Source organism: Bradyrhizobium sp. UFLA06-06, from assembly GCF_054820065.1.
Genome location: NZ_JADFUD010000059.1, coordinates 1 through 13,746 on the forward strand (window position 1 = coordinate 1; position 13,746 = coordinate 13,746).

Below are 13,746 nucleotides of genomic sequence, written 5' to 3' on the forward strand. Positions count from 1 at the left end.
GGGCGCAACCTGCGCAAATCGCGCAAGATCGCCGACCTCACGCTGCCCTTGGTCGCGAGCATCGAAAACATCCTGCGCCGCGGCCTCGCTGTCGGGCTGTTCCGCAGCGACGTCGATCCGGTTCAGCTCTACGTCACGATCACGGCCATGAGCTATTTTCATGTCTCCAACCGCTACACGCTGTCGGCGATGTTCGACAAGGATCTGGGAGAGCCGGACTGGCTGGAGAAGCGTCGCCACCACGCGCTGGACGTGATCATGACCTGGTTGACGGCGACGGCGGCCGCAAGCGAGGGAAAACGGAAACCGTCCGCAGCCAGAACATCGGCCGGCGCCGCACGCTAGCTCGCGCGCGGCAAATTCCGAACAGCCTGCGGGTGAGCGCTAAGGGTGCTCGCCTCACCGGGCAGCGACGACGCCGTCGCTGCGGGGATCGCTGGCGCCCTCGAGCAGTCCGTCCGGGTGCCAGACGATTGCGCCGGCGTGGCCCATGAATTCCTCGAACGCACCGACCACCTGGATGTCGTGGCCGAGCGCCCGCAGCGCATCGACGACGGCAGGATCGAAACGCGATTCGATCTTGAGATTGTTGTTCTCCTCGCCCCATGTGCGACCGAGCAGCCAGCGCGGCGCGGTCACTGTCGACTGAAGGTCCTGACCGTGCAACGCGTAGCGCGTGAAGATCGCCGCCTGGGTTTGCGGCTGCCCTTCGCCGCCCATCGTGCCGTAGGACAACAGCCGGCCATCGCTGAGTTCAGCCATTGCGGGCTGAATGGTGTGGAACGGCAGCCGCCCAGGTTCCAGGCGGTTGATTTCGGTCTCGGCGAGACCGAAGCTCGTCCCACGGTTCTGCCAGGTGACCCCGCTTTGGGGCAGGATGACGCCCGAGCCAAACTCCCAATAGATGCTCTGAATGAAGCTGACGCTAAGACCGTTCCGGTCGGTCGCAGCGAGCCAGACCGTATCGCCCTGGGCCGGCGGGTCAGGCCAGCGCGCTGCATGATCGACGGCGACGGTCTTGTCGAGCGCCGCAATGGACTCGTCGGTGAGAAACCCGGCAGCCGACCGCGCCATGTAGTCGGGATCGGTCACGTAGCGATTGCGGATGCGGAACGACGCCTTCGTGCTCTCGACCAGCCGATGCAGATGATCGACCCCGTCCGCGTCCCTCGCCATGCGCCGGGCATAGAGCGCAAGAATCAACAGCGAGGCCAGGCCCTGCGTCGGCGGCGGCATGTTGAACACCTTGTGCCCCGCCACATCGACCGACAGCGGCGTCACCAGTGAGGCTTGATGCTGCTCCAGATCGGATAGGCGGAGCGGGCTGCCGAGCCGTTCGAGATCAGCCGCCATCGAACGCGCCAGGTCGCCGCGATAGAAATCGGAAAGGCCGGCTTGCGCCAGCTGCCGCAACGTGTCTGCCACGCGCGGCTGCCGCAACCGTGTGCCGACCGCAAGCGGAGCGCCCTGCGGCAGATAGACTTCGGCAAAGCCAGGCACATCCTGCAGTTCAGCGCGCTTCTTCGTGGTGTTGTCGTGCAGGGTCTGGGTCACGGCGACGCCATCGGCGGCGTAGCCGATCGCAGGCTCGAGCAGCCGCGACAACGGCATGCGTCCCCCGTGGCGATCGCGACTGAGTTCATAGGCCTTCTGCCAGCCATCGACGGTCCCGGCAGCGGTGAGTGCCGCGAGCGGTCCGCGGCTTGGGATGGTGCTGCAGCCATGCTCGCGATACCAGGCGCGGCTGGCGGCCTTCGCCGACCGTCCGCACGCCTGGATTCCGACCGGCGAAGAGCCCGCCCGGCCGACCAGCCAGAAGCCGTCGCCACCAAGGCCGTTCATATGCGGATAGACCACCGCGATCGTGGCGGCGGACGCAATCATCGCCTCGACCGCATTGCCGCCCTCGGAAAGGACGGCGAGCCCGGCCTGCGCCGCGAGGTGATGCGGCGCGGTCACCATTCCGCTATAGCTTCGCTTGGTCTGCAGCATGAACGCGTTCTCCGAAAACTGCAATTTGTAATAATATTCTTACTTACATTGTCAAGCCGTCGCACAGCCGCGGCGGCGCGAACTCTGCTAGCGGAGTGCCGCGCGAGGCGGATCGAAGCGAAAGCGGAAATCGGCCGCGCAAAGCTGCGTGTCAGCGGCAGCGGGGCGGGTCGCCGAATTCCCGGAGGTCCTGAATCTGTTCCGAAAAAGATGCAAAAAATGTAGTCTCCCGAACCATGGCGACGATCCACGAATTCGGCCCCTACCGCCTCGACGCGGAAGCCGTGATGTTGTTTCGAGAGTCCGAACCGGTCGCGCTCGGGCGGCGCGCGGTGACGCTGCTTCGGCTGCTCGTCGAGCAGGCCGGAACGCCGGTTTCCAAGGACGCATTGATGCAGGCGGCCTGGCCGGGCCTTGCGATCGAGGAGAGCAACCTGACGGTGCAGATCGCCGCTCTGCGGCGGGTATTTGCCGACGTCGCGGGCGGTGCGACCTGGATCGAGACCCTGCCGCGCCGCGGCTACCGCTATGTCGGGCCACTGGTCGCTGTCGAATCCGGCGCCGGCCTGCCCACCTCGCCGGCAATAACAGTGCCCGATGGGCCGTCGCTTGCAGTGCTGCCGTTCTCGAATCTCAGCGGCGATCCCGCGCAGGAATATTTTTCCGACGGAATCACGGGAGACATCATCGCCGAACTGTCGCGCTTCCGCTCGCTGTTCGTTGTCGCCCGCCACTCCAGCTTCGCCTACAAGGGCAAGACGCCCGAGATCAAGCAGGTCGGCCGCGAACTCGGCGTCAGGTACGTGGCCGAAGGAAGCGTGCGCAAGATCGGCAGCCGGATGCGGGTGACCGTCCAGCTTCTCGATGGCGCGAGCGGTTACAATCTCTGGACCGAGCGCTACGACCGCGAACTCGAAGACGTCTTCGCCCTGCAGGACGAGATCGTCCGCGCAATCGTCGCAGCCCTTCCGGGCCGGCTCGAGGACGCCGGCCGCGAGATCGCCAGACGCAAGCCGACCCCGAACATTACCGCGTATGACCTGGTTCTGCTGGGCAACGAGCGATGGCGTCAATTGACCGTGAAGGGCATGGCGGAAGCCAGGCAGTTTTTCCGGGACGCAGTCACGCTCGATCCGCAATATGCCCGCGCTCACGTCAACATTGCCTGGACGATCGTCTGCGACGTGTTTCTCGAATCGCCCGGCACGGCGAAGCTCGACGACGCACTGAGCGAGATCGAGATCGCACTCGACATCGACGGCGGCGACGCCTGGGCCCATGGCGTCTTCGCGCAATTGCTGTTCCTGCGTCGCGAGGATGCCAAGGCTGAAATCCATTTCAGCCGGGCTCTGGCGCTCAATCCAAACGACGCCGATGTCGCCGCCGTCCTCGCGAACATTTTGGTCTACTGGGGACGGTGGCGAGAGGCACTCACATGGATCGGTGCGGCCAAACGACTGAATCCCTTCCCGCCCAATCTGTACCACTGGTACCACGCGCTCGCGCTCTATTCGGGGCGCCGGTACGATGAAGCAGCCAAGACGCTGATGGAGGCGCGATCCCCCGACCGCTGGTCGCACAGTCTGCTTGCCGCCTGTTATGCGCAGATGGGTCGGCACAGCGAAGCGCGATCCGAAGCCGAAGCGTTCGTCACGGAACGTTGTCGTGAAATGAGCGCGAACGGCGCAACGCCGCCGGCGAACACCCTCGATCTCGTTCGAGCGCGGGCCGAAAGGTACAGAAATTCAGTCGATCGCGAGCACTTCCTCGACGGCTTGCGCAAGGCCGGCCTATCGGGCTGAGCCGATCGGAATATGGCGTAGGGCAATTCGAGGCCCGTGGTAGCGGGGGAGCGCTACCGCCTTTCCCCACACCCAGAGAATCCACGGCAACTTCTGCAATCTTTCGCCCAATATCGAATCGCAAACGCTTCCAATGCGCGCTGTGCGAAAGCAGTTCTTTATAGAGATCGAGGACGAAGGGGAGCGTCTCCGCGGAAAAACGCAGCGTCTGATCTTTGAATCTTTTGGATCTGACCTGGGATCAGCTCAATCTGAGGAGATTGAGAATTGGAAAACTCCAAGAAGGCGTCCGTGGTTTCGAATATTTCACCCACGAGCCCGCGATGCTCTGGTTCGATGATGGAGTAAACGTCGGGTTTGTCGCACCTCCACCATCCTGACCATAGTTCCGCTTTCTTCTCATTGGGATCAAAAATAAGGATGAGCGCCCCGCCGTCCTCATAGATGAGCTCAGCGGGCACGCAGCCGTGTTTGATCAGCGTTTGCAGAACGTGGCAAAACTCGTACCCAAATACGTACACATCAGGCTTTAGCTTAACGACGATAGGATGGTCTGCGTTATCGTACCCGAAGGAATCGGTGCTGCTTGGCGGTTTAATCACTTTGATGCTTCCCGCGCTTGCGCCATGAAGCGAATCGCCTAGCTGCCTGCTTGGGATCAGTGATCCTCGATACGTCAGGCACTCACCTCGATACCCCGGGGAGCATTAGCCGTCCGTGCCCGACGCTCTGAGATACGTCGCTCTACGCCGCGCCGGCGATCGGGTATCGGAACCTGCGAATCCCGCACGTTGCTCCTTCGCCTGACAAGAATTCGCCGATCAGCTACCCTGCGTTCCGAAACCACTATTCGGGCGTCTCTCCGCACTACGCTTGCCGATCCGGCGATCGCTCTCTCCGGACGGGCGGCGTAAGTCCTGCGCGCCACCACTTCGCGGAGCGCCAGCCAGATGAACTCGCTGTTGGTGGAAAGATATCGCCGCCATAATTTGCGCGGCTCCATCGTCAGCCGCCAGAACCACTCGAGACCGAGCGATTGGAATAGCCGAGGAGCGCGCCTGATGAAGCCGGCCAAGACGTCGAAGCTGCCGCCGACACCCAGGATGACAGGAACTTGCAGCCGATCCCGATAGCGCTCGCTCCACACCTCCTTGAACGGGGACGGCAAGCCGATAAAGAGAATGTGGGCGCCGCTGGCGCGTATCTCATCGACGATCATTTCGTGCTCATCCGGACCGAAGTAGCCGTTCCGGAAACCAGCGATCTTCAGTTGCGGAAAGCGCGCCTCGCAGACGCGCACGAGCTTTTCGACGACTTCCTGATGCGCCCCTAGAAAATAGACACAAAGTCCGTTGGACGCAGCAGCCCTTAAGAGTCCTTCCATCAGATCGATGCCGGCCACGCGTTCCGGCATGTGTTGACCTGACGCCCGTATTGCCCAGACCACTGGCATACCGTCTGCGACCGTCATATCGGCCGCGGAACATGCGTGCGCCAACTCCACGTCTCGCCGCACCATGCAGAGATGTGACGCATTGATCGTCATGACGATGTGAGAATTGTTCGAGCGGCGACAGATATCGACACAGCGCTGCGCCGCCTGATCGAGCGTAACCGCATCAAATTCGACGCCCAATAGGCTTACGTGTTCCGTCATCTGCTCAACTTCCCTGCGGCGATTGCCGGCTGGCTTGCCACCGAGCCACTTGCTCGGCGTCCAGGCGAGCCGTGGCAGCTCGTTTACCCAGTCTCAGGCACGCGTGCTGATAGGTACGAAGAAAACGTCTGAACTCGGGGTCATTGTAGCGCGGCAACCCCTTTGCCCAACTGCTGAAGTAACCCCAAAGCATCGCGATGCTTCCGATGAACATTGGGTGCGCACGAAGACGGGAGGCCGCCACCGCCAGATAGTAAAACGGCGAGGTGCCCATGAAATACTGACCGAAGCCAGCACGAATTCTGCCCGCCCAGATGCTGTTCTGGCTGGCACCTTGCGGACGAAGGTGGACGAACCGGATTGGTTCTGAATCGACGCTCTCGGCGATCCAGCCCAGCATTCTGGCGCGGTGGCAATCGATGCCATCCCACATGACCTGTCGCACGAATCCCCCGATCTGCTCGAAGCACGCAACGCGATAGAATTTCGTCATTCCAACCGACATTTCATCGCCGCAGACCTCGGGCACGAGATCGCCGGTTTGGGGATGAACGAACCAGGGTTTGCCGGAGGTCGTTCCGATACGTGGATTGCCCTCCATTCGCTGCATCAGCAGTTCGAAGTAGCGAGTCGGCAGGTCGAGATCCATATCAAGCTTGCACAAATAGCCGAAGTCGCCGAGCGGCACTTGATCGAGACCATCATAAAACGCCTCAATCACGCCGGGCCCCACCCTCCGGTGGCCTCGGTCCTGGCGGCGCACGACGCGCAGATAAGGCAATCGCGCCGCATACTCTTCCAGGATCCGTGGCGTCTCGTCGGTAGATCCGTCGTCAACGACGATCCACAGCGCAGGCGGCACCGACTGTGCAGCCACGCTGTCCAGCGTGCGGCGGAGGTAGGGTCCCTCATCCCGGCAGGGCGAAATCAGCGCATACCTGCGCGGCGCCGGGTTGCGCGGAGACCCTGAAGCACTGTTAAGCTCGTCCACAGCCCTACTCCCGGTAATATCCTTCGGACCTGACCCCATTTCTTGCTTCGATGGTCCTGAGCTCAAGAGGGTCGATCTGGTTGAGAACGATGGTCGACACGCGCTCACGGATGAGCTGCGTCACCGACAAGGCTTCGAGCACGCTCGTACGCTTGGTCTGACCGCATTCCACAACGAAGACGAACTCATCGATGAAGCGCTCGATCAGCCTAGCATCGACCACCGACATGATCGGCGCCACCTCCACCACGATGTAGTCATAGGATTTCCGTGCAACGGCGAGCAGGTTTTCCATTTCCTGCGAGCCCAGGAGCTCTGCGGCGTTTGGAATCCTGACCGTGCACGCATTTGGCAGGACATCCAGCCCCGAATGCGGCCGCTTGCAAACAAACTCGTCAAGACGAGAGGGCTCCTCCAGCGCTTCGAAAAGCCCGACCTTCGCATCCGGGGAAAGTGCAGTCGTGAGATTCCGGAGATGAAGGTCGGCATCGATCAACAGCGTGCGCGACCCAGAGGACGACAATATGAGCGCGGCAAGATTGGCGGCAACGACAGTCTTTCCCTCTTTCGAAACCGCCGACACGACGCCGATGACCTTGCCCCCGGTCGAGGCGGACGAACGGTCGAGCATCGCCTTCACATTGCGAAGACCTTCCGCGAAGCGCGAGAAGGGAGCAGCAAGGACATGCTCCTCGATTGGCAATTGACCAGCGTAGACGAAGGGCAGTCCGATGCACCGTGTTTCGGTCACCTGTTCGACAGCCTTGGGCGTACGGAATACGTCCGCCATCCATTCACGTCCGAAGGCAGAGCCTATGCCGAGAAACAGGCCAAGAAAAATGCTGCCTGCCGCCACGATGAGGGTCTTCTTGGAACTCTTTGTCAGCGGCGGAACTGCTCTTGCGATGATCTGCGCACTCTGGGCCGGAAGCGTCTCAGCCTGCGCCGCCTCGATCTCCTTATGCTTTTGCAGGAAGCCACTATAAAGATTGCGCAGCGCCTCGGCGGCGCTCTCGAGTTCGCGCAGCCGGCTTCCGGTCTCCGCGGAAAGCTTTGCGGCCGTGTCTTCGAGTTCGGTCTGTCGTGCCTTGGCGACTTCGTATTCGCTGGCGTAGGAATCGGTAATGCGACCCTCGTCGGACCGAATGGCGGCGTCAACGCTGTTGAGTTGCGCACGAAGCTTGACGACAGCCGCGTGCTTGCGACCGACGCGAGCTTCCATTTCCGCAAGGCGAGACGCAAGGTCGCGCTTTTGCGTGCGGAGACGTGCAAGTTCGCTGTTGTTGAGCGCGAAGTTGATGACTGCCGCCCGCTTGTCGTTGAATAGCGCATCCGTCGACACGGCTGACGGAATCCCGTTTGCCTCTGTCCGCTTGATACGGTCGAGGCGCTCCTTTGCCTCGACTGCCGCGAACTTGGCATTCATCAGCTGGGTATTCAGACTTGCCAGGAGCTCGGTATCCTGCGCGCCAGTGCTGCTGAGGTTGTTAGCCGTCTTGAAGTCCTGCAGCGCCTTGTCCGCGTCGGCTACCTGCTTCTTCAGCTCGATGAGCCGCTCCTGCAGCCATCCGCTCACCTTCTGCGTCGACTTCAATTTTGCGTCCTGCAGGGACGCGAGATAGCTATCCACGATGCCGTTGGCGATCTTCGCGGCCTTCTCCGCACTCTGCGACTCGACCGTCACATTGATAACGTTGGCGACATCCTCTCGCGCAACTGTCACGCGCTTCAACAGAGATTCGAGAGCAGCTCGTTCGGCGGCCGTAGTGGCTTCCGCCGTGCTGGAGTTCCCGTCTGTGGCGCTGCCAAGCGCAGATCGCCCGGCAAACTCGCTATCACTGGCCAGACCCAGCGTGCGAATAACCGGAAGCAGGACCCTGTCGGATGAGAGTACGTAAAGCTGACTGCCGACCTCGACTTCGTCCATCGTCGGCTGATCCACGATCTTGTTGGTCTGCAGATAACGATTGAGACTTCGATCGATGAGGATGCGCGCACTGCTCTTGTAGGGCGCCTTCATGACAACAACCGAAGCCACGGCGACCGCCAGCCCAATCAACAGTCCGATAACGGGCAACCGCCATTCGCGGCGCAGAACGTCAACGACGTCCCACAAGCCGAACGTCGGCCGGGCCACCGATGGCGGACCGTAGTCTTCCGCAAGCGGCTGGCCGTATTCCTGAATGACCAATTGATTGGTTCTGGTGTCCATGGCTTCGTTTGATCAGTACGCCGGTTGGGAGAGCGGTGGTGTCGGCCGCGAATGCATCTCGGCATTCGGCAAAAGATTGACGCCCGTGATGTGATCAGTTGGACGTTGCGGCCGACGGACATTCAGAAGATCATGCACGATCAGTTTGCTGGCGCGCCCGTCACCGAACGGATTGGCACCGAGAGACATGGCTTCGTGCTCCGCTGGCACATCGAGCAGGCGCTCGACGCCTGCAACAATGCGAGCCGGGTCGGTGGTGACCAGGCGAGCTACGCCGGCGTCAACGGCCTCCATGCGCTCGCTGGTATCTCGCATGACGAGCACGGGCTTGCGAAGCGCCGGTGCCTCCTCCTGAATTCCACCGGAATCGGTGAGGATGAGATACGAGCGCGTCATGAGGTAGACGAACTCGGGATAGTTCAAGGGTTCGATCAGGAAGATATTCGACGCATCGCGCAGATGATCAAATACCGGCCCGCGCACGTTCGGATTCAGATGAACGGGATACACGATCTGAATGTCGTCCCGCCGACTGATCGTCTTCAATGCCTCGCAGATTTGCCGGAACCCGGATCCAAAGCTCTCGCGCCGGTGTCCGGTCACGAGAACAAGTCGCTTCGACGTATCGAGCCATGAGTATTTCACCTCGAGCGACCGGCGAAGCTCACCCGGTTGAGCGATATTTGCGGCCATGCGAAGCAGCCCGTCGATCACGGTATTGCCGGTGACAATGACGGCCTCTGGTGGATAGCCTTCCTTCAGCAGGGCAGAACGCGCACGCGACGTCGGCGCATAATGCCTCGTCGTAACGACCGCAGTGACCCGCCGATTGGCTTCCTCCGGCCACGGGCTCATGAGATTGCCGGTTCGCAATCCCGCCTCGACGTGCCCGACACTGACCGACCGGAAGAACGCGGCAAGTGCAGCCGCCGTACTGGTTGCGGTGTCGCCCTGCACAAGAACGTAGTCCGGATTGTAGTCGGCGATGATCGGATCGATTCCGGTCATGACCGCACTGAACACTTCGCTCAACGACTGGTTCGGTCGCATGATGTTCAGGTCGTAGTCAGCCTTCAACGAGAACGCCGACATCACATCGTCGAGCATCTGACGATGCTGGCCCGTCACGCAGACGCGCGTTTCAATTCCTTCTGCTTCGCCCAGCGCCAGCACAAGCGGTGCCATTTTGATCGCCTCTGGACGAGTACCAAATACGCTAAGAATACGCATGAAGCCCGACGCCGCCTGTGTTCAAAAATTTTGCCGTGTTGAATATTCTTGCCGTGTCGAAATGATGCGGCACGCTACCGGATTTTCCCGACGCGTTCATCGCCAACGTGGGCTCGGCGCATGTTAAATGAAATTTATAGCTAATTCTCGCGGTTGCCGCAGAGCGCGTTGCGCATCATCGAAGCCGGCTGTTGTCAGGCGGTTCCAGATTTAACTTTTTCGGGTTAACGCGCACTCAATCGTTGTCCGCTGACCTTCTTCGCAACTGTCAGCGAGTTCCAGATTTAACTTCTCCAGGTTAACGCGCATTCGTCGATGCATCCTCGTGCTTGCATTCGCAACGGCTCGGCGAGAATGCCCATGCGCGTGCAATGAACTTCAATGACAGGCTCGCATTATCCAATTTCGGGAAAACTTGGACAAAACAAGATTAAATAGCGTATGGACTTACGTTGATTGGCACCGTTCGTGACGACGATCACCGCGCAACCCGCTGCTGGTCGGGGGATTCCGGAAGTCGTGTGGCCGGCACTTTTCCGGCATTTGATAGATCGGAGGCAGCGCCTCGTGGAAGGCAAGGTTTTACTCCTCTCGCAGCGTCGGATTTCCGATCTTGTCGCATTTTGCCTCAGCTATGAGTTTGAGGACAATCTGGCGGCGATGACGCGCGCCGATCGGTTCGATGTTCGAGATCGTGCTGCACTGGAGTTCTCGCGGCGAGTCTACAAATGGACGCGCCTTGCATCAGGATCGACCAAACTGGCAGACGTGCTGGCACCCTCCCCGCCGCAGCTGCGGCTGCAACGCGATTACGAACTGTTCTTTCCGATCTTCAGCAATGCGTATCAACTCCACGCGCTCGCCGCGATTCCCGACTGGCGCAAGCGGTGTCGCAAGGCCGCATGCTTCATCACAGAAGTCTGGGCAGACGATATCCCGGAGTATCTGATCGAGCTCCTGTCCGGATTTGATCATATATTCGTCGGCCTGCATCACTGCGCACCGCAGATCGCGCGCATAGCGGGTCGACCGTGCAGCTATCTGCCGCTGGCGGTCGACGTGGAGCGGTTCGCGCCGAAGCCCGAGCAGCAGCGATCGATCGCCGTGTGCAACATCGGACGTCGTTCGGCGACGACCCACGCCGCGTTGCTGGCCGGCGCCGAGAGAGAGCGCTTCTTCTACTACTACGACACTGTGGCGGCGAGCGGTTCGAACCGGAAGGAAAGAACGTTCCGGGTCGACAATCCGGAAGAACACCGCATCATGATTGCGAATATCCTCCAGCGCAGCCGCTATTTCATTGCCAATCGCAGCCACGTCAACAACCCGGAGTTCACGGCGGGCCGAGACGAGATTTCCGCTCGCTATTATGAAGGTGCTGCAGCCGGGGCAGTGATGGTCGGAGAAGCGCCCCGCACCGAAGAGTTTGCACGGCAGTTCGACTGGCCCGATGCCGTCATTCATGTGCCCTTCGATTCGCCGCACATTTGCCAGATCCTCGAAGCGCTGGACGCAGAGCCGGCGCGACTGCGAGCGGTTCAGAACGCAAACGTCCGGGAAGCCGCGCTGAGGCACGATTGGCTCTACCGCATACAGACGGTATTCGACATCCTCGGTATTGCTCACACCGACCTGATGAGCGCACGAGCCAACCGTCTGCGCCAGATCGCCGGATCCTTTGAGCTGCCAGCAGCCGCCTGAAATCGTCACCTCGGGTGGTACGGAGCAATGCGGCATTTCCGCCGGTTTATGGTTAACGCCCTGTTAAGCGGCGGCTGCTACATCCCAGCAGGTAGGCGATCTCGATCATATGATCGCAAGGGTGTCGCGAACGTCCGCAACGGTGGACAAACGTCAAGCTGCGTATCCAGGCATGAAACGCTCCAGTCAGCTTCCCTCGGCTCAAGCGGCCATCCTGAATGCGCCGCCTTTGCCACGTCAGGCAGACAGGCTTGCTGCACCTCTGCGACGGCGTGGCGCCTGGACGCAATTCGTCGAAGCCCGCCTGCGCGAGCCCGCAAATCCGGAGCGCGATCCCGCCGGACCGCCAGACAGTCCGACCGACGAGCATCCGACGGTCCTTGGCGAGGATCCGAGCTCGCCGAAGGGTGGACCGACGGATGAAGCTCATCCGCTCCTTGACCTGGAGCAACCCCTGCAGCCGATTGTGCTCCCGCAGGATGAGGTCAGTCGGCGCCTGAATGAGGCCGCGGAGAACATCGGACGCCGGACGAACGTGTCTCGGCCCGATGCCGGACCAGACGACGAGCCCGTCCCCCCTGCGGCCGATCCAAACGATGTTTCAGCGGAGGAATCCGACAACCGCCCGCAGCCAGCGCCACCGGACTCGCATGCCGGCTCAGCCGTAGCCTTGTACACGACTGAGGCAGATGAAGGAGAGGGATTCAGTCCGGCCGCGGACCCAGGTCCGAACTCGGTGCCACCGGCGTCAATCCGTCTACCGCCCGTGCACAGCAGCACTGCCGAGGCGAGCGTCGCGGTGCGGGAACAGCAGACGATACTAATCGAGAAGCTGATCGCCGAAGAACTTCAGAGCTCGCCGCGGGACCGACGTTCGGTCACCAGCGAATGGAAAGTGCGCAACTTTGTATGGTTCCTCGCTCCAACAACGGTTCTGCTGGCGATTGGGACCGGAATGCTCATGCGGGGCAATGTTGCATCCCTGTTCAGCACAGCACCCCAGGTTGTCAGCCATTCGAACGCGACGCCCGTTCAGCCGCCACCGCAAAGCAGACGCAAGCTGAAGCCGGCAATTGCCACTTTCGTACATCGTGCTCCGATCGAAGCAGCTGCAACCGTACCACCCGCACGTTCACTGCCGACGACATATGGGATTTTTGCGTCAAGCAACGGGCGGATGATCCGACTCGAGCCGATGAACATCCGGCTTCCCGACAGCCGGATCGCCGTGTCGGTATTGACCACGAAGCCGGGCACCGCTGTGGTGCCGCACGGGCCGCTTTCGTTTGTCGCGTATCAGCGTGAGCTTATGACAAGCGCGCCCGACAACGCACAGTTGCGCATTCTCGCCCAGGTCGCACGAACACCGTCGTCACCGGCAGTCGCTATGGCCAACGATGCCTGGGCGATCCGGTCCGTTTCCGTCGACCTGACCGTAGCGCCGGTCCCTGAAAACCGCGAGATGGTCGAGCTGCAGCCAGTGAGCCCCGATCTCGTCCTCTCGCCCGGCCGTTACGTGCTGGTCTTCAAAAACCAGGCCTACGACTTTGTCGTAGCCGGCAAGGTTACCGATAAGGCCCATTGCCTCGAGAGGACGGAAACGCCGGACGGCGACAGGTTCACCGAGTGCCGCAAGCTCCCGTAATATAGGGCGGCCCGGTCCTAGGGCGGCGTCGACGCGACCGCGGCCGGCGGCAACTTCGTCGCTTTCGCAGTGGCGGCACCGACGCTGAGCTGGCCGGTCCTACGCCAAAGCAGCAGCCCTGCTCCGCCGCCGATCGTACAGATCGTAAGCAGCACAATTTCCCCGCGCCCCAATCCTCCAGAGATCAGCGCGTAGGGCAGCATGCCCAGCCCCATCCAGAAGAGCTTTTGCCACTGGTAGGAGTCGTACCTCTTGCCAAGATTGCGACGCTTGAACCACAGATCTTTCGCTTCGCGCGAAAACGGAAGAACACGTCGGCACACGGCTGGACCAAGGCGAAGCGCGAGCAGCAGGGCGAGAAACATCGTCAACGCGACCACGATACGATCGTCGCCGCCTGACAGCAGTCGGAAGACCGGCAGAATGCAAAGGCCGAGGCCGATCCTCAGAAATGCCCCGGCGGGCCACGTGTCCAAGTTAATCAGGAAGCGCTCAAAGGAGGTCATGGGCGTAATC

The 13,746-nt window shown here is 61.2% G+C and carries 10 protein-coding genes and 1 pseudogene; 4 read left to right on the forward strand and 7 right to left on the reverse strand.

The genetic code is table 11. The annotated features are described in order from the left end of the window. A pseudogene (locus IF803_RS33605) lies at window positions 1-345 on the forward strand (TetR/AcrR family transcriptional regulator); the annotation flags it as partial. A 54-nt stretch (window positions 346-399) separates the two neighbouring features. Here IF803_RS33605 and IF803_RS33610 read toward each other — a convergent pair. Further along, on the reverse strand, window positions 400-1,992 hold the full coding sequence (locus tag IF803_RS33610) for a gamma-glutamyltransferase family protein (RefSeq protein ID WP_461195063.1): 1,593 nt from the start codon (window positions 1,990-1,992) through the stop codon (window positions 400-402). Between the two features lie 236 nt (window positions 1,993-2,228). On the opposite strand from IF803_RS33610, the gene IF803_RS33615 reads away from it, so the two are divergent. Next, a complete protein-coding gene (locus tag IF803_RS33615) occupies window positions 2,229-3,794 on the forward strand; it encodes a winged helix-turn-helix domain-containing tetratricopeptide repeat protein (RefSeq protein ID WP_461195065.1) in 1,566 nt (521 codons plus the stop codon). Window positions 3,795-3,952: 158 nt separating this feature from the next. Here the strand turns inward: IF803_RS33615 and IF803_RS33620 are convergent, their stop codons facing one another. From IF803_RS33620 to wecB, 5 genes are all read right to left on the reverse strand, one after another. Beyond that, on the reverse strand, window positions 3,953-4,396 hold the full coding sequence (locus tag IF803_RS33620) for a hypothetical protein (protein ID WP_461195066.1): 444 nt from the start codon (window positions 4,394-4,396) through the stop codon (window positions 3,953-3,955). Between the two features lie 74 nt (window positions 4,397-4,470). Continuing rightward, window positions 4,471-5,451, reverse strand: a complete 981-nt coding sequence (locus IF803_RS33625; protein WP_461195067.1) for a WecB/TagA/CpsF family glycosyltransferase — start codon at window positions 5,449-5,451, stop codon at window positions 4,471-4,473. 4 nt (window positions 5,452-5,455) lie between these two features. Beyond that, complete coding sequence (locus IF803_RS33630; RefSeq protein WP_461195068.1) at window positions 5,456-6,442, reverse strand: glycosyltransferase family 2 protein; 987 nt, start codon at window positions 6,440-6,442, stop codon at window positions 5,456-5,458. A gap of 4 nt (window positions 6,443-6,446) precedes the next feature. Beyond that, window positions 6,447-8,654, reverse strand: coding sequence for a GumC family protein (locus tag IF803_RS33635; protein WP_461195069.1), 2,208 nt, complete (start codon window positions 8,652-8,654; stop codon window positions 6,447-6,449). Window positions 8,655-8,666: 12 nt separating this feature from the next. Further along, a complete protein-coding gene (wecB, locus tag IF803_RS33640; RefSeq protein ID WP_411783823.1) occupies window positions 8,667-9,884 on the reverse strand; it encodes a non-hydrolyzing UDP-N-acetylglucosamine 2-epimerase in 1,218 nt (405 codons plus the stop codon). Between the two features lie 468 nt (window positions 9,885-10,352). Here wecB and IF803_RS33645 point away from each other — a divergent pair, with 468 nt between their 5' ends. After that, window positions 10,353-11,585: a glycosyltransferase family protein gene (locus tag IF803_RS33645; RefSeq protein ID WP_411783824.1), complete on the forward strand. Its 1,233-nt coding sequence runs from the start codon at window positions 10,353-10,355 to the stop codon at window positions 11,583-11,585. Window positions 11,586-11,757: 172 nt separating this feature from the next. Continuing rightward, window positions 11,758-13,230 (forward strand): hypothetical protein, encoded by a 1,473-nt coding sequence (locus IF803_RS33650; RefSeq protein WP_461195070.1) that lies wholly within the window; start codon window positions 11,758-11,760, stop codon window positions 13,228-13,230. Between the two features lie 17 nt (window positions 13,231-13,247). On the opposite strand, the gene IF803_RS33655 is transcribed toward IF803_RS33650, so the two are convergent. After that, on the reverse strand, window positions 13,248-13,736 hold the full coding sequence (locus IF803_RS33655) for a hypothetical protein (protein WP_411783826.1): 489 nt from the start codon (window positions 13,734-13,736) through the stop codon (window positions 13,248-13,250). Window positions 13,737-13,746 lie beyond the last annotated feature (10 nt).